Source organism: Bradyrhizobium sp. USDA3516, assembly GCF_057651995.1.
In genome coordinates, this window is the sequence record NZ_JBYGYN010000015.1 from 30,326 (window position 1) to 48,816 (window position 18,491).

General features: G+C 63.1%; 9 protein-coding genes. 7 read left to right on the forward strand and 2 right to left on the reverse strand.

Features of this window, described 5'->3' with window-relative positions; translation table 11 throughout:
* The first annotated feature begins 330 nt into the window (after nt 1-330).
* The 5 genes from AC24YW_RS34210 to AC24YW_RS34230 all read left to right on the forward strand — a co-directional run bounded on the left by AC24YW_RS34210 (nt 331) and on the right by AC24YW_RS34230 (nt 15,363).
* Nucleotides 331-8,646: a peroxidase family protein gene (locus tag AC24YW_RS34210; RefSeq protein ID WP_487486828.1), complete on the forward strand. Its 8,316-nt coding sequence runs from the start codon at nt 331-333 to the stop codon at nt 8,644-8,646.
* Nucleotides 8,647-8,728: 82 nt separating this feature from the next.
* Nucleotides 8,729-10,498: a type I secretion system permease/ATPase gene (locus AC24YW_RS34215; protein WP_370157855.1), complete on the forward strand. Its 1,770-nt coding sequence runs from the start codon at nt 8,729-8,731 to the stop codon at nt 10,496-10,498.
* Nucleotides 10,495-12,954: a calcium-binding protein gene (locus AC24YW_RS34220; RefSeq protein WP_487486829.1), complete on the forward strand. Its 2,460-nt coding sequence runs from the start codon at nt 10,495-10,497 to the stop codon at nt 12,952-12,954. Before AC24YW_RS34215 ends, AC24YW_RS34220 begins: the two co-directional genes overlap by 4 nt.
* A gap of 10 nt (nt 12,955-12,964) precedes the next feature.
* The gene (locus AC24YW_RS34225) at nt 12,965-14,317 is read left to right on the forward strand and encodes an HlyD family type I secretion periplasmic adaptor subunit (protein WP_487486830.1); all 1,353 of its coding nucleotides are present in this window, start codon (nt 12,965-12,967) and stop codon (nt 14,315-14,317) included.
* Between the two features lie 833 nt (nt 14,318-15,150).
* Entirely contained in the window at nt 15,151-15,363 is a 213-nt protein-coding gene (locus AC24YW_RS34230; RefSeq protein WP_487486831.1) for a hypothetical protein, read from the forward strand.
* 146 nt (nt 15,364-15,509) lie between these two features.
* On the opposite strand, the gene AC24YW_RS34235 is transcribed toward AC24YW_RS34230, so the two are convergent.
* Entirely contained in the window at nt 15,510-15,743 is a 234-nt protein-coding gene (locus AC24YW_RS34235; protein ID WP_487486832.1) for a hypothetical protein, read from the reverse strand.
* Nucleotides 15,744-16,492: 749 nt separating this feature from the next.
* On the opposite strand from AC24YW_RS34235, the gene AC24YW_RS34240 reads away from it, so the two are divergent.
* Complete coding sequence (locus AC24YW_RS34240; RefSeq protein WP_487486833.1) at nt 16,493-17,233, forward strand: DUF7168 domain-containing protein; 741 nt, start codon at nt 16,493-16,495, stop codon at nt 17,231-17,233.
* A gap of 65 nt (nt 17,234-17,298) precedes the next feature.
* On the opposite strand, the gene AC24YW_RS34245 is transcribed toward AC24YW_RS34240, so the two are convergent.
* Entirely contained in the window at nt 17,299-17,907 is a 609-nt protein-coding gene (locus AC24YW_RS34245) for a sll1863 family stress response protein (RefSeq protein WP_487486834.1), read from the reverse strand.
* Between the two features lie 189 nt (nt 17,908-18,096).
* On the opposite strand from AC24YW_RS34245, the gene AC24YW_RS34250 reads away from it, so the two are divergent.
* Nucleotides 18,097-18,393 (forward strand): hypothetical protein, encoded by a 297-nt coding sequence (locus AC24YW_RS34250; protein WP_487486835.1) that lies wholly within the window; start codon nt 18,097-18,099, stop codon nt 18,391-18,393.
* Nucleotides 18,394-18,491 lie beyond the last annotated feature (98 nt).

The window sequence follows — 18,491 nt, forward strand, 5'->3', positions numbered from 1 at the left end:
CCCGGGACGCTCTTGCCGCTCCGCAGCCCATGCGCACACTTCAGCTATATGAGACCGGTTCCCCTCGCCAAGGCTTGGCGCAGAAGCCACCTATAGCACCGAAGGGTTTTATAGCGCTGAAGGTTCTTAAACTTCAAATTGGCTGTGGCCAGTCTCTTCCTTCGGACCAAGGTCTGAAGATCATTCCGACCTTTGTCTGAAATGCGGTCGGACCTTCCTCCATTCCGCACACGGCTTCCAAGCCTCAAAGTTGCTAAAGAGTTCACGGCTGCACCTTCAGGACACCTCACTCCTTTAGGCGGCGTCTGTGCCCAACATCGGGAGCGCGTCATGGTTTCCTACATCAAGAGCGATCTGGAATTCATCCTGGAGCAGATCAAGATTTCTGAGGCGCACGCGAGCGGTCAGCCGCTGTTTGGCGTTGGTGGGCTTGTGCCGGCTTACAACCTCTCTTTGGGTCTTCGTACGGTTGATGGCACCTACAACAATCTGCTGCCGGGGCAGGAGCGGTGGGGTGCTGCTGACATCCAATTCCCCGAAGGGCTCGGGACGGACTTCCGGCCGGCGAGCGGCACGCCGTTGGACTTCGACGGCCCGGGAGGAATGCCCCCGATCCCGACTCAGTCGACCTACGCGCCCTCCAACGATCCGAACTCCTTTGTCGTCGACGGCAGCATCCGTACGATCTCTAACCTTATCGTCGACCAGACGCTGAACAATCCAGCGGCGATCGTGACGGCGCTTGAGCGCGCCGGTTCGGCAGATCCGTTTGCGGACCTGGTGATTGTCCAGAACGCAGCCGAGCTGATCATCACGACAACCGCTGCCGCTACCGCTGCACAGGCTGCCGAGCTTGCCGCCGAAGCAGCCGTCGCGGCGGCAACGGCAACTCAGGTTGCGGCGCAGGCCGCCTATGACGCTGCCCTTGCGAATAACGGCGCGGCTGTCGCAGCGCTGGCCGCCACGTCCGACGATGCGGCCGCGGCCGCCGATGCTGCGACAGAAGCTGCCGCGATTGCACTGTTCGTCGGTGGCAACATCAGCGCTGCGGACATCGCCGCGGTCGAGGCCGCAGTCACAGCGGCGCTCGCCGCCTCCAACGCTGCCGCCGCCGTTGTGACTGGGCTATCTGTGGGCCATGCCGAATTCGCCGACGCGCAGGCCGTCCAGTCGAACGCGCTGACGTTGCACTCGCAGTTGGTGGCGATCCGGGGAGCGTTGATCGAAGGTCAGTCTGCAGCACCGCATTTTGCAACGATCGCTGCTGCGGCGACGTTGGCGGATGAGAATGTTGCGCCTGCCGAGAGTCTCACGGCCGATCTGACTGCGTTGGTTGATCCCGATGCTGTCGCGGAAGCTCTTGCCGCTCTGACAGCCGCCAACGACACGCTGGCGACGGCAGTGGCAAACGAGGCGACAGCCGAAGCCGCCAGCGATGCGGCAGACGCGGCGGCAGCGGCGGCTATCGCAGGACTGGCAACAACCCTGGCTGAATTCGGCATCGAATTCGACGGCGAGAACATCAGCCTGCCCAACATCGCGCCGGACGGCGGCCTGTCAGCATCCTTCAACTCGTGGTTCACTCTGTTCGGCCAATTCTTCGACCACGGCCTCGACCTGGTGGGGAAGGGCGGCAGCGGTACGGTCTATATTCCCCTGCAGCCCGACGATCCGCTGTATGTCCCGGGCAGCCACACCAACTTCATGGTGCTGACTCGCGCGACCGTTACGCCTGGAGCCGATGGCATCATGGGTACGGCAGACGATGTTAGACCCATCAACACGACGACATCGTTTGTCGATCAGAACCAGACCTACACCTCCCATTCTTCGCATCAGGTGTTCCTGCGGCAATACGTGCTGAACGCGGATGGAGAGCCGGTCGCTACCGGCAGGCTGATCGAAGGCGCCAACGGCGGCATGGCGACCTGGGGCGAGCTAAAGGCTCAGGCTCGCGATATGCTGGGGATCATCCTGACCGACTCCGACGTCGGCAATGTGCCCCTGCTGAGAACCGACCAGTACGGCAACTTCATCCCCGGAGCGAATGGCACACCGCAGGTCATCATCGGCATCGGCCCAGATGGCATCCCGAATACCGCCGACGATGTGACGATTTCCGGGACGCCGGATGCTCCTGTCGGCATTGCCGGTGCCATCCGCATTGGCCACGCTTTCCTCGCTGACATCGCTCACGATGCAGTTCCGACCGGCCTGGCGGATGGCGACATCGAGATCGGGCTCGGCAATCCAGGAAATCAACCGGCAGATCCCGGCGCATATGACAACGAGCTGCTCGACGCGCATTTCATCGCGGGCGACGGCCGTGTGAACGAGAACATCGGCCTGACCGCGGTCCATCATGTCTTCCACGCCGAGCACAACCGCTTGGTGGAGCACACCAAGGCGGTCATTCTGGCCACCGGCGATAACGCGTTCATCCAGGAATGGCTGGTGCCAGGTGCCGTGATCGGTGACGGCGTCAGCGACTTGGAATGGAACGGGGAACGACTGTTCCAAGCCGCCAAGTTCGGCACCGAAATGCAGTACCAGCATCTCGTGTTCGAGGAATTCGCACGCAAGGTTCAGCCCCAGATCAACCCGTTTGTTGTTCCCGACGGCTACGACGTCACGATCAATCCGTCGATTGTCGCCGAGTTCGCTCACGTCGTCTACCGCTTCGGTCACTCGATGCTGACCGAGACGATTGACCGGTTCGATCCGTCGTTCAACGCCGGCCATATCGGCCTTATCGAGGGCTTCCTTAATCCATTCGAGTTCGACGAAGTGGGCGGTACCGCGCACGGCGTCACCGACGAAGTCGCGGCCGGCGCGATCATCCGGGGTATGACCCGCCAGGTCGGCAACGAGATCGACGAGTTCGTGACCAGCGCGTTGCGCAACAACCTGCTCGGCCTGCCGCTCGATCTCGCCACCATCAATCTGGCGCGTGGCCGCGATACCGGCGTGCCGTCGCTCAACGCCGCGCGGCGCGAGTTCTACGAGGTGACCAACAGCGCGGCCGAGCTCAAGCCCTACGAGAGCTGGGTTGAGTTCGCTGCCAACCTCAAGCACGAGGCGTCGATCATCAACTTCATCGCGGCGTACGGAAACCACGCGCTGATCACCGGCCAGACGACCATCGAGGGCAAGCGTGACGCGGCGCTGACCATCATCACCGGGCAATCGATCGGCGGCCTGTTGGTTCCCGCGGATGCCGAGGACTTCCTCAACGGCATCGGTGCCTACGGGGTCGACAACGCCCTGGGGGGCCTGGAGAATGTCGATCTTTGGATCGGCGGCCTCGCCGAAAAGATCTTGCCGTTCGGCGGCATGCTGGGTTCAACCTTCAACTTCGTTTTCGAGGTGTCGCTGGAGCAGCTTCAGAACGGCGACCGCTTCTACTACTTGCAGCGGCTCGACGGCCTGCATCTGTTCGGGGAGATGGAGGCGAACTCCTTCGCCGCCATGATCATGCGCAACACGGACGCCACCCATCTGCCATCGGACGTGTTCTCGGTCCCCGGCCTGATTCTCGAGATCGACCGAACCAAGCAATACAATCCGGGACTAGGTGAGACGGCCGGTGCGGATGGCATCCTGGCGGATGATCCGCTGACCGTTGGAGTCGATGAGAGCGCCGACAATCTCGGCAACGATCCGGTTGGCGGCGGAATCCTCACTCCGTTGGTCATCCGCAACAATCCGGCCACGCCGGGTGCGGATACCAACTACCTACGATACACGGGCGATCAGCACGTCGTGCTCGGCGGCACCGCCGGAAACGATATCCTTATCGCCAGCGAAGGCGACGACACGCTCCATGGCGATGCCGGCAACGACTTCCTTGAGGGTGGCGCCGGCAACGACGTCCACAATGGCGGGGACGGCGACGACATCATCAAGGACCTCGGCGGCGACGACAACATCAAGGGCGGCGCCGGCAACGACGTCATCAACTCGGGACCGGGGCTGGATCTCGTTCTCGGCGGTGCAGGCAAGGACTTTGTCTTCTTGGGCAACGACGCCGGCGGCGAGGTGTTCGGCGGTGAAGGCGATGACTTCATCTACGGAAACAAGAACGCCGAACGCCTTCTGGGCAATGAGGGCAACGACTGGATTGAGACCGGCACTTTCGACGGTGCGCCGGGCGACAACTTCGATGAGCTCTTTGCGCGCGATGGCGTCGTCGGACACGATGTGTTCCTCGGCGACGGCGGTTTCGACGAGTTCATTGCCGAAGGCGGCGACGACGTCATGGTTGGCAGTCCAGGCCGTGGAAAGCTGGCCGGTATGTCGGGCTGGGACTGGGTGACGTACAAGGACAACACCTTCGGCGTCGACGCGGACCTGACGCGCGGTATTGTGTTCGATGAGTTCCCCAACCCGCCCGTGAACGGCACGCTCGATGCCTACGAGTCGGTCGAGGGCGTGTCGGGCTCGAGGTTCAACGATATCCTCACCGGCTCCGATACCCTGGCCGCTGATCGTCTGCCGTCATCTCTCGGCGGTTCGGAAGGCTACACCGGCAGCACCGTCACGGCCGAGAGCCTTGCGCTGATCAACGGCCTCGACGCCGTCCTGGGCACCGGCGTTACGTCCTACTCCGCGGGTGACATCATCCTCGGTGGCGACGGCAGCGACAGGATCACGGGCCGCGCGGGCGATGACATCATCGATGGCGACAAGTGGCTGAACGTCCGAATCAGCGTCCGTCAAAACTCGGACGGAACCGGTCCTGAAATCGACTCGCACAGCAGCATGACGACGCTCGCTGCCGCCATGTTTGCCGGCACGTACAATCCGGGTCAGCTCGTGATCGTGCGCGAGATCCTGGCTAGTGGAGACGCGGTCGTCGACACTGATACCGCGGTGTTCTCGGGCGCTGCCAGCGAGTACATCTTCGCCGGCAATGCCGACGGCACCATACAGGTGACACACACCGTTGCGGATGGCGACGGATTCGACAAGCTGCGCGGCATCGAGCGTGTCGAGTTCGCGGGCGGCGAGTCATTTAACATCATCATGGGAACGCCGGGCAACGATCCGGCTCTCAATGGCACCAATCCGGGCGCCCCTGTGGGCAACAACGGCAACGATCTGATCGTCGGGCTCGGCGGAAACGACGTGCTCAATGGTCTGGGTGGCAACGACATCCTGATTGGCGGCGACGGAACCGACACGCTCAACGGCGGCGACGGTAATGATGCGCTCGACGGCGGCCTCGGTAACGATGCGCTGAACGGCGGCCTCGGCAATGACACCTACAACGTCCGCCTGGGCGACGGGAACGACACGCTCACCGAACTCGACAACGGCGGCTCGGCAGATCGGCTCGTGATCCAGACGGGCAGCACAGAGGACCTGCCGGTTGCGCTCACGGCGCTGAATGCCGCAGACAATGATACTGGCACGGCCAATGGCGACCTTGTCGTCGCCGTGAACGGGCAGACGGTGACTGCCATCAATCACTTCGACGGTGGCAATCCGCAGCGGGGTATCGAGAGCATCAACTTTACCGGCGCCACATACAATGGTTATCTGCTCGGTTTCGAGGATTACGTCGTCAACCGTGCCGATCCGACCGGTTTCAGCCGCACGATCAACCTCGCGGTATCGACGGCTAACAACTTCATCGCCGGCGAGAACCTTACCAATGACGAGATCATCGGCGGCAGCGGAAACGACCTGATCTTCGGCGGCACCGGAGACAACGAGCTGCAAGGCGGAGCCGGCGAAGACCTTCTGGTCGGCGGTTCGGGAGCCGGTGATGGCGACCTTCTTGACGGCGGGCTCGATGCCGACGTGATGGTCGGCCTGAACGGCAACGACACCTACGTCGTCGACGATATCGCAGACCTCGTGGTCGAAACCTTGAACCAAGGCACCGACACGATCGAGACCGAAATGGCCGTGTTGTCGATCGAAGCGGTGGCCAACGTGGAGAACCTGGCGTACACGGGCATCGATGCCGATCCGTTCGTCGGTACTGGCAACGATCTCAATAACGTCATCACCGGTGGCGACCTCGCCGACACCCTGAGCGGACTCTTTGGCAATGACACGCTGAACGGCGGGCTCGGCGCCGACAGCCTGCTCGGCGGCGACGGCAACGATACGCTGAACGGCGGCGACGATAGCGATACGCTGAACGGCGGCATCGGCACCGACACGCTCAATGGCGGTGTCGGCGCCGACACCATGGCGGGCGGCGCCGACAACGATATCTACGTCGTTGAAGATGTCGGCGACGTGGTCAATGAGGTCGCCGCGGGTTCGGGCGGTATTGACCGGGTCGACTCGTCCATCAGCTACACTCTTGGCACCAACGTCGAGAACCTGAACCTGATCGGAGGCAGTACGATCAACGGAACCGGCAACGCTCTCGACAACACGATCGTCGGAAACAACGCCACCAATCAATTGTTCGGTGGCGGCGGTGTCGACGTCCTGACGGGCAATGGCGGTAACGATCTGCTCGACGGTGGTACCGGCAACGATACCCTGTCCGGCGGCGACAATAACGACGTGATCATAGGTGGCGAAGGCAACGACCTCATCGATGTCGGCACCGGCTTCAACACGATCGTCTACAACGCGAGCGGCTTCGGCAACGATACCATCAGCAGCTTCGATGCAGACGGGGGCACCGCGGCCACCCAGGACAAGATCGATCTCTCGGGTCTTGGAGTCACGGCGGCCAATTTTGCCACCCGTGTCTTCGAGAGCGCGTCCGGTGGCAACACCGTGCTCACGATCAGGGAGGGCGGTGCGGCCTCGCCGATCCAAGGCACGATCACGATCAATGGCATCGGCAATGCCTCCATCGACATCAACGATTTCACCCTGGCGACGACGCCGGCCTCGACGATCAACGGAACGGCAGGCAACAACGTCCCGCTGAACGGGACCGTCAATGCCGATACGATCAATGCCCTTGCTGGCAACGATTCGGTCAATGCCGGTGGTGGAAACGACATCGTGAATGGCGGCACCGGCAACGACACGCTGAATGGCGATGATGGCGACGACACTTTCAACTGGAACGCCAACACCGCGACCGCGACGTCGCTGACCAACTCCGACGGTCGCGATATCGTCAACGGCGGAGCCGAGGGAGCTCTGGGCGATACCTTCGTGATCACCGGCAACGCCGCCGTCGCGGAGGCCTACCGCATCTACACCCGTGCCGCCTGGGATGCGCTGCCCGGCAACATCGGGGCCAACCTCAATGGGGCCACGGAGATTGTCGTCACGCGCGGCGCGAATACCGATTTTGCCAATTCGGTCATCGCCGAGTTGCGCGAGATCGAGGAGATCCGAATCAACAACTCGGAACCCGTCGGCAGCGGCAGCGCAGGCGGCGACACGATCCAGGTGATCGGCGACTTCTCCGGCACCAGCCTGCGCCTCAACACCATCACCATCGATGGTGAGGAAGGTGACGACACGATCGACATCTCGGCCCTGACTTCGGCCCATCGCATCGTGTTCAAGTCCAACGGCGGCAACGATACCATCATAGGCGCCCTGCAGGCCGAAGATGTGATCGAGCTTCCGGAAGGAGCGGATCTCACGACCTACCACTTGGTCGAGAACCAGAATGGCACCCGAACCATCTCGAACGGGACCCATTCGGTCACCTTCACCGGCGTCGTGCCCACCCAGTTCCGGACAGACGAACCGGACGAAGACGAGAACGAAACGCCGCACGATGATGGCGACGACGAGGAGACCACGGCAACCGGTGTAGTCCGGACCGGGACCGCGCAGACCGACACGCTCGTCGGCACCGCGGCCGACGACAACATCGTCGCCTTCGCCGGAGATGACATCGCCATCGGAGGTGCCGGGGCAGATGCGATCGTGGCAGGCGAGGGTGCCGACTTTGTCAACGCAGGCAGCGGCCGCGACGTGATCTCCGCCGGCGCGGGCGACGACCACGTGTTGGCCGGGTCGGATGCAGACATCGTCTACGGTGATGACGGAGCGGACCGCATCTTCGGCGAGGAGGGCAACGACCTGATCAATGCCGGCAAGGGCGACGATACGGTGTTCGGCGGTGCTGGCAACGACCTGATCGTGACCGAGATCGGAGACGGCAACGACGCCTATTTCGGCGACGAAGGCACCGGCGGCTCCGGCAACGATACGCTGGACATGTCGGCGGCGAGTGTAGCCGTCACCGTCAATCTGAGCTCCGGACCTCTGATGAACGGTAGCGCCTCGAGCTCCCAGACCGGCAATGACACGCTATGGGGCATCGAGAACGTCACGACGGGCTCCGGCAACGACGTCATCGTCGCCGGCACCGGCGTCAACGTGATGAAAGGAGGACTCGGGGACGACACCTTCCGCTTCAACTCGGTGGAAGCGGCGAAGGGCGACACCATCGTCGACTTCGAGCCGGGCGACCGGATCGACCTCAGCGGCATCGATGCGAACTACGCCGCAGACGGCAACCAGAGCTTTACGCTGGTTTCGGACGCCGCCTTCACCGCGGCGGGGCAGCTCGCCGTGACCTTCGAGACGCGCGACGGCCAGGAATTTACCGTCGTCCAGGGCAATGTCGACGGCAACGCCGCCGCTGACTTCAAGATCGAGATCGCGGGCCACCAGAACCTCGGCTCCAACGTCACGCTCTAGCCCACGAGTCGTCGGAACGGGAGGCGCGCTGCCTCCCGTTCCTGCCCGTGTCAGCTCCCTCGTACCACATGGCTCCTGTCAAATGCCGAAGTCAAAAGAGCTTACCCCCGCCAAGCGGCGGCGCCTGGCCGAACTGACGCGCGGTTTCCGCGGCATTGTCCTGTTCCTCTTCGTAATCTCCGGCATGATCAACGTGCTGGCGCTCACCGGCTCCGTCTACATGATGCAAATCTACGATCGCGCTCTGACCAGCGGCAGCATTCCGACCCTGCTGGTGCTGTCGGCGCTCGCGATTGGGCTCTATCTGTGTCAGGGCGGATTCGACGTCGTCCGCTCCCAGGTGCTGGTGCGGGTCGGTGCCCGGATCGACCGCAAGATCGCGCCCCTGGCGCACCGTGTTGCCATCGACATGCCGCGCTTCGGGTTCTCTACTTCCGAAGCGCTGGAGCGCGGGCGCGACGTCGACACCGTACGCGGTTTTCTCGGCAGCCAGGGCCCTTCGGCGCTGTTCGACCTACCGTGGATGCCGATTTACCTCGCCTTCATCTACTTCCTCCATCCGCTGCTCGGCGCACTCACTTTCGCCGGCGCTCTGGTTCTCGTCGTGCTGACCGTCGTCAGCGAGGTCATGACTCGGCGCCTCATCCTGGCCGCCCGCAAGGCGGCGATGGAACGCAACGGCATCGCGGACTGCAACGCCCGCAACGCCGAAGTCCTCAAGGCGATGGGCTTCGCCGGCCGCGCCGTCGGCCGCTTCAACGAGGCAAATGCCGAGCATCTCGACTTGCAGACCCGGGCCAACGACATCACCGGTACCTTCGCTGCGATCTCGCGCGTGCTCCGCATGATACTGCAGTCGGCTCTGCTCGGGCTCGGCGCCTACCTCGCCATCAAGGGGGAGCTTTCGGCCGGCGCCATCATCGCCGTCTCGGTCGCTTCTGCCCGCGCGCTGGCGCCCGTCGATCTGGCAATTGGCAATTGGAAAGCCTTCATCGCTGCGCGTATGGCTTATCATCGCCTGCGCGACACTGTAATCGCACTCGCCGCTGCCGACGAGCCGATGCAGCTGCCCGACCCGGTTGCACGCCTCTCCGTCGAAAAGATCACCATCGCCGTCCCGGGATCCGGTCAGGTGGTGCTGAGCGAGGTCGGCTTCGAACTCGAGGCTGGACAGGCCCTCGGCATCATCGGCCCCAGCGCCGGCGGCAAGACTACGCTGGTGAGGGCGCTGACTGGCATCTGGCCAACGGTGCGCGGCAGCGTCCGGCTCGACGGCGCCGACCTCACCCAGTGGCGCGAGGAAGACCTCGGCAGACACATCGGCTACCTCCCCCAGGAGGTCGCCCTGATGGACGCCACCATAGAGGAGAACATCTGTCGTCTCCAACCCGATCCCGACTACCGTAAAGTGATCGAGGCCGCCAAGTCCGCAGGCGTTCACGAAATGATCGTCAAGATGCCGGAAGGTTACCGGACGAGGTTGGGGCCGCAGGGCAGCGCGCTCTCTGCCGGGCAACGCCAACGCATCGCGCTGGCGCGAGCGCTCTATGGCGCCCCCTTCGTGGTAGTGATGGACGAGCCGAACTCGAACCTCGACGGCGAGGGCGAAGCGGCGCTGACCGCGGCCATCGAGGGCATCCGTGCCCGCGGCGGCATTGCGATTGTGATCGCGCACCGGCCGAGCGCGCTGGTGGCGGTCGATCTCGTCGCCATCGTCCAGGCCGGCCGCATGATCGCCTTCGGCAAGAAGCAGGACATCATGACCCCGGCCCTGCAGCCTGCGCCGACGGCGCCGGCCGACATGCTTCCTGATCCCAAAATGCCCGAGCCGAAGATCCGGAGACCTGCATGACAATCAACGTCCAGGCCACCCGGCAGAGTACCAAGGCGGCCGTGCCTGGTCGTGAGGACTATCAGGAGAAGGAGGATCGCGGCCGCCGCTTCGTGCCGCTGATCTTCCTGCTGATCGTTGGCTCGTTCTCGGCCTATCTCAAGAGCTTCCTGCCCGCGACGCTGGACGGCGGCGAGGCCCGCGGCCAGCCCCGCGGCTCGGGCGCCGAGGAGGGGACCTTGAGGGAGGAAGCGCTGGCGACCGCCGAGGAGCCGGGACCTGGAGAGGAGCCCGCGCCCGCCGAAGCGTCCGGGCGAAGCGACAAGGTCAGGATCTCGGCCCCTACCGACGAGCAACCCGGCTCGTCCGGAGCAACCGATTTCAGTGCTCGGGCTCGCACTGATAGACCCATGCTGGAAAGAGGGTCGGGTGAAAGCCCGAAGATCGCCAATGACAACCGACCGCTGCCGCGCCAGGAGAACCCTTCTGTAGGAGGAGCTGGCGGTGGCGGTGGGGGTGGCGGAGGGGGCGACGACAGGCGCCCAAATCCGCGCACTGAGCGCGAGCCTCCGTCACCTGATCACCGCAACCGCGCTCCGCGCGTCTCGGGCGCCGTGCACCTTCCTGACGCCGTGGCTTGCAACGGGCTGGCGATATCGCTAGCGGCGCTCTTGGCCGGCACCATCGACCCGGACGGCGACACCCTAACCGTGGTCGGCATCTATTCGTCCTCCGGCACGCTCACCCCGGCCGAGGACGGCTGGGAATTCGACCGCGACCAAGGCATGCTCGGTGAGGTCAAGCTGACTTATGCGATCAGCGACGGCACCCACGTCGTAATGCAGACGGCCTACTTCAACGTCGTCGAGGCGCTGCCGATCACAGGAACCGATGCGGACGAAAACCTACTCGGCACCCAATGCGCCGAAACCATTGTGGCGCTCGGCGGCGCCGACAACATCGACGCCAGAGGTGGCGACGACCGCATCTCGGGCGGCGCCGGCGACGACCATATTTTGGCGGGCGCTGGCCACGATGTGGTCTATGCCGGCGACGGCAACGATATCGTATTTGCGGGCGCTGGTGACGACGTGGTGTTCGGTGGCGCCGGCAACGACCGCTTGTTCGGCGAGGACGGCGACGACACTTTGATCGGTGACGCCGGCAACGACCATCTCGATGGCGGCGCGGGCCGCGACATCCTGTTGTCCGGAGCCGGGAACGACACTCTCGACGGCGGCGCCGGCAATGACACCCTCGATGGCGGCGGCGGCGCGGACCGAATAGCGGGCGGTGCAGGTAACGACATCCTGTCCGACGGGGCGGGCCCTGACCAGGTTCACGGCGGTGATGGCGACGACCATCTGCTGGCGTCGGCAGACGCCGCGGACGACAACTTCAGCGGCGGGACGGGCAACGACATGCTGGACTATTCAGCAGCGAGCTCACCCATGACCGTGAATCTCGCCGCGGGCCGGGCCTTTGGCGCCGACATCGGCAACGATGTGATTTCGGACATCGAGGCCGTCATCGGCGGCGGGGCGAACGACGAACTGACGGCCGGGGCGACCGCGGCTTCGATCGACGGTGGCGGTGGCGACGACGTCGTGACCGGCGGCGCGGGCAACGACACGCTGAAGGGCGGAGCCGGGACGGATACGTTGAGCTATGCTTCGGCTACCTCCGCCGTAACCGTCAATCTCGCCGCGCAGCGGGCCTCCGGCGCGGGTATCGGCGCGGACCACATTGTCGAACTCGAGATCGTCATCGGCGGTGCGAGCGATGATGGGTTGACCGGCGGCGCCGGGGACGACGTGCTGGTAGGCGGCGCCGGCAACGACACCATCGCCGACGGCGCGGGCTCGGACAAGGTCGAGGGCGGTTGCGGCGACGACGTCGTGCTGGCGTCCGCCGACGGCGTCGACGACCAATACGAGGGCAATTCGGGCAACGACGTCCTAGACTATTCGGAGACCACGATTACCGTCACCATTGACCTGCGCAATGGCACCGCGCAAGGGGTCGAAATCGGCAAGGATCTGATCAACGGCTTCGAGGAGATCATCGCAGGCTCGGGCAACGACATGATTTACGCCGGAAATGGACCGGTGGTTTTGACCGGCGGCGCAGGTGACGACTGCTTCACGTTCCAGTGCGACGACGACGGAGTTTCGGAACTGAACACCGTGAAGAAGATCACCGACTTCACCGTCGGCGACAAAATCGTGGCGGCTACCTATCAGATCACCATCAAGGACGGCGACGATGCCGAGGAAAAGGTCGCCGACTTGTTCGAGCAAATCTACCTCGACGAAAAGGATGGCAGCCAGCAAAACCGGTCCGTGCGCTTCCGTTTTGAGGAACTCGCCGATAGCAAATACACCGCGATCGACGTCGCGCGCAGCGATGACGAGGACGTCATGACCATCGAGGTCGCGGGCCACCACAATCTACAATTCACTCCACTCCACTTCTGAGAGCGAAACCATGAAGCACGTCGATGCATCCGAATTCGTGCAGCCGGTCCCGCGGCGGGACGCGGTCCGCCAACGGCCGCTGCGACTGTGGCCGCGCATTCTGGCTGGTCTTGTGCTGACTGCGTTGCTGGTGGCCGGGTGCGGCGGCTGGGCGGCCTGGGCGATGCTGGAAGGCGCTGTGGTCGCGGCCGGCACCGTGAAGGTCGACCAGAACCTCAAGGAGGTGCAGCATCGCGATGGCGGCATCGTCAAGACTTTGGCGGTGCGCCAGGGCGACCAGGTGCGGGAAGGTCAGGTGCTGGCAACCTTGGACGACGTCCAGATCAAGGCCGAGCATCTGATCGTGCGTGCGCAGATGGTCGAGGCGCTCGGACGCCGCGCCCGCTTGGTGGCCGAGCGCGACAACTTGCCGTCGATCGAATTCCCCTCGGACATGCACACGCTGTTTCCATCGACTGCCGGGGCGGTGATCCACGGGGAGACGAGGCTATTCACCGGTAACAAGACTGCGCGCGACAGCCAGAAGGAGCAGCTCGAGCTCAGCATCGCCCAGACAGGCGAAGAAATTAGAGGCATGGAAGCCCGCCTCGCCGCCAAGGAGGAGGAAGGCAGGCTTGTCGGCGCCGAACGCGAGAAGCTGCAGTCATTGTTCGACCGCAAGATCGTTGAGTATCAGCGTGTCTACACTTCCCAGCGTGATTATGCACGCATCATGGGTGAGCAGGGCGAGATCCAGGCGAGCATCGCGCGCGCCAGGGTGCGGACCAGCGAAATCCGTGTGCAAATCATCGCCGTGGACCAGAACGCTTCGACCGAGGCCCAGAAGGATCTTCGCACGGTGGAGGCACGCATCGCTGAACTCCAGGAACGCAAGCTCGCTGTCGAGGACCGCCTGTCCCGCACCGAGATACGCTCTCCGGTGTCGGGGTATATCAATGAATTGTTTGCTTACACCGTCGGCGGCGTCATCACGCCCGCGGCCAAGATCGCCACTGTAGTGCCAGAGGACGCCGACCTCAAGTTCGAGATCCGGATCTCGCCTGCGGATATCGACCAAGTTAGAGTTGGACAGCCGGCACGCATCCGCCTGTCCGCCTTCAACCGCACCACCACGCCGGAACTCAAGGGCAGGGTCGCGATGGTGTCGCCGGCCTCGGCCCGCGATCCCTCCAACGGCCAAGAGCACTACATCGCGCACGTTCAGCTGCTTCCGACCGAGGATGCGGTAGTTCAACTAAATGGCATGAAGCTGGTGCCCGGCATGCCAGCCGAGGTATTTGTTTCGACCCTGGAGAGAACCGCGGCCTCGTATCTGGCGAAACCATTCACTGATCAGATGAATCGTGCCTTCCGAGAACGCTGACAGCTGATATTGACAAGAGCGAGCCGAGGATCATCGGTTTGGTGGTCTCTTCTTGCACGATCCGAGGGATGGCGAAGCTATCTCTGGGCGATATGGCGGAGCAGGGCGCAAGTTCTGGGGGTATTCGGATCCATAGGCGGGTGTCACCGCGCGGAAGGCAGCTCAGCGCATCATGGCCGTCATGGAAGTCGCGTCGCATCCTGTTCTGTAGCTATGCGGCGTCTGAGCACGGGGTGCGAACGAGCCGGTGGATCTTTCAGCCGACTTGGCGCCTAACGCTCCGAATATGGAGGTTGCCTCGGGGCTGGGCCGCTTCCCATCCCTGATTGAAACAGTTCGGTTGCAACCGAAGCAGTCTAACGAAAGCTCATCATCTTGAGCCTAAGCGCGCCCATCCTGTTCAGGCGAGTTTGGCTCGGTGGAGAGGGATCGGACGAGGTGTAGAAAGCCTTCGCGCTCATCCGGCGTCGATTACCCGGCCCGTCTGTTCACTCCAAACTATGGCACTGTGGGTCAGGGGGATTCATGGAACAGAAGCCATCCAAGAGCATGCCGCTTGAAGAGCTGTGGCAACTCCACAGGCTCGTCAACGATATCCTCGCCGCTAGGCTTCTGGCGGAGAAGGACTGGTTGGAACGACGACTGGAGCTGCTTAGCCATCTCCTCCGACGCGCTACCGCGATATCAGCAGTCGGACGACATCCGAAGATAGCTACGAAGATGGGCCGCGCCTACCCCGATAATCACCAACAAGCTTTGTGTCCATGGCCGCAAGTTCTACATTTTTCTGTACCGACAATTTGCGGAATCCAAGTTGCCGTTGGAGGACGTTTATGCCCAAGGAGAGCTGCCTGATTGTTCGTGCCGCCGGGAAACGACTGGACCTGTTACGAGGCGAAGCTGCCCGCATCGCCAAGGGAGCTAATGCCGGCTGGTGGACCGACCGAGCGGAGATCGGCACCAGGTTCTGCTTTGAAGATTCAAAATTAAAAGATCTATTCGCACTCACTTGCGACAGCCTCGGCATCACATGTCAGGACGGCTAATCCATTACCCGCGGCCTTGGAGCCGGAGGAGTTTGGACCGTAGACCAGACCGGACGGACTGTGAGCAGTTGCAGCATGGAACGCTCGCCAGCTGTGAACGAGGCGCCGCGAGTTGAGGCGGCGGCCCACGAAGGAAGCGGATTGTATCAGCGACGATCTGGACGCGCCTGGAGGGGCACGACGTTGTCCATGTCGCTGTGACTGGCGCGCCGGCTTTGCAGCTTCACCACCTGCTCGAGTTCGAGAGCCTCTATGGCGAGCTTATCTGCCAAGCTTTGAAAAAGTGCGCGCTTTTGCGAGTCGCTCGTTCGTCTGCTCATAAGGGACAAATCCGCGGCGTCGGCACGGAGTTTGTCCAATTTTTCGCGGAGGTCCGCCATGGTATCGGCCCCGTCCTGGACCTACCTCGTCATGCGGTGACGGGATGCAGGTCAACGGCGGAACATGCTACGAGTTCTTCTTTAACCGATTGTTAGGCCGATTTTCATTAGGGCCGAGATGTGTGAACGAGCGCCCGATGCTTTACCGAGCGAGCTGCGGCTATTCCGCTCGGTGCTTCAGTGCACACGTGGTCACGAGCAGCATGGTCCGGCTGCATTGCCAATCGGATCCCAACATTGGTTCATGGACTCCACGAGGAGTACCGATGGCCAAAGTAGTGACAGCCGCCACCAGAACAGCGGTGGTCAGCGCGAGCGTTCGATAGGTTGCCAAGTTCCACTTCATTGCGCTCCCCTTCAGTGGAGGCGCCCATGCTACGCGCAGAGATACCTCCCGCTTGTGAACTACTTCACACGGCATTTCTCAACAGTCATCACATTGGCGTCCAGCAAGCCCGCGGCGTGAACCGGCGGCACTGGAGAGGGCTCGCGGGGCTCAGCGGTCCGCTCTCTTGCACACTTTGCCGTAGAGACAGCGAATTGCACTTCACCCGTTTTGCCAGGGAAGGGCCCACCTCTGTGTCAAAAACTGCGGTTACGGTAGTGCTGACACGACCGTTGCAAACACCGTAGTATTCATTCGCACCTGCGCAGAAAAGCGTGCACAATCAACAGAGTTGACAAGACACCCCTTCCGCCAATCTGTCCGAACCGGGTCTCTCGGTCGGGCTTTCCAGAGCAGGTGATCGGTGGATCAGGCGTTAAATCCGGACGGGCTCGACAAGCTCAAGCTCCGCATCCAGGCGTTGCGCGCCAAGACGATCGCCAATGGCTGCACCGAGGACGAGGCGCTGTCGGCCGCCGCCAAGGTGGCCGAGCTGCTGGATCGCCACGATCTGTCGCTCTCCGACGTCGAGCTGCGCGCCTCGCCGTGTGAACGGAGGGTGTTTGAGACCCATCGCAAGAAACGAATTCCCCTGGACGACTGCATCGGCGCGATCGCTCATTTCTGCGATTGCCGGGTCTGGCGCGAGAAGAACGCGGCCGGCGAGAACGTCTACGTGTTCTTCGGTCTGGCTGCGGATGTCGAGGTCGCGCATTACCTGGCCGAATTGATCGACGGCGCCGTGCGCGCCGAGCTTGGCCGCTTCAAGACCTCGGTCGACTACAGCAGGTTCCGGCACCAGGAGCGGCATCTGGCCAACGCCTCCTTCGCGCTCGGGATGGTGGCGTCCATCGCGCAAAGGCTGGTGGCGATCAAGGCCGGGCGCGATCAGGTCAACGAAAGCACCGGCCGCGGGCTGGTCGTCCTCAAGACCTCGGTCGTCGATGCCGAATTGAAAAAGCTTGACCTCAAGCTCCGGGCCGCGCGCAGTACCAGCCGGATGGTGTCGATGACGGCCTATGAAGCCGGCGGCGCTGCTGGAGCGTCGCTGGCCATCAATCCCGGCCTCGGCGGCACGCGGTCAGGGACCGCCGCAAAAGAATGATCAGGGCATCGGGCGAGGGGGCCGGCTCGGGCGTTTAGGATGCCGGGACGAGCCCCCAGCCAAAATCAACTCTTCGTATCAGCCCCCTTCAGCGCGTCCCACGCCGCCTTGTTCGCCTGATCGAATGCCTTGCGGGATTCGGCGAGTGCGGCGCTCATCACCGACCAGGACTCGCTGCCGGCCTGCTTCAGCTTCTGCAGGCGTGCTTCGGCTTCGGAGGCGTCGGACTTCATCTGCTTGAGCGCGGCGTCGATGTCCACGGTGCGGGCAGCAGTGACCTTGGCCGCGGCCTCGCGGAATTTCTCTGCGGCTTCGCCCCAGGCCTTGGCCTGTGCAGCGGCAAGATCCTTGAACGTGGCCTGCTGCTGCTCCAGCTGTTTGCCGGCGCTTTCGAAGTAGGTCTTCATCTGGGCTTCGAATCCGTTCCATTGCTGCTCCAGCTCGGCCTTGGCCTCCATCCACGCCGCTTCGCCCGCCTGCGCCTTGGCCTTGAGCAGCGCCTGAAACTCGTCGCGGCGCTGCGTCAGATCGGCCAGGAGCTGATCGGTCTTCACCTTGGACTCAGCCTTGGCCTGGCCGGCCTTGACCTCGAACGAGGCCAACGCCGCGTCCATCTCGTCGATCCGCTCCTTGGCCCAGTTGAGGTAGAAATGCATGCTGCTCTGCTGTGACATGGCCGTCTCCGTTGATCTGCCGACGTCAGATTTCCAGAGCTTCGGCTTGCCCGTATTGACCTGTCTCAATGACGCATTGGACGGAGCGCTGCGCAGCCGAGCCAAGGGCCTGGTCACGGTGGCGCCCCCTCAGGAACTTGGCCGCAGCTCGCCTGTTGTTTCGCAGTCTCGACCACACGGAGAGCAGCCTTGGAAAGTACCATCATTGGAGAATTCGACACGCGCCGCCGCGCCGAGCTTGCGGTGGAGCATGTCGTGCAGGAATGCGGCGTGCCGCGAGCCGACGTCTTCGTCCAGCCCGCCGGCGATGCGAATACGGTGGGAATACGCGCGGCAGGTCCTGACGTCAAGACCGCGCCCACGCCGGAGGGGCGGCAGAAGCTGGAAGGCCTGATCGAGGTTTCCGTCGATTTTCACGGCGATGCCCCTGAGAAGATTGTGGATGTGTTGAGGAGCGCCGGTGCGAAGTTTGTGCGCACCAAATGACGAATGGTGACGAGCCCTTTGGGCGCCGCACATCCGGCATTCGCATCGAAATGCGGCCGTTGACGGCGTGGAACCCCTTGAGCCTCCAGCGCGTTTAG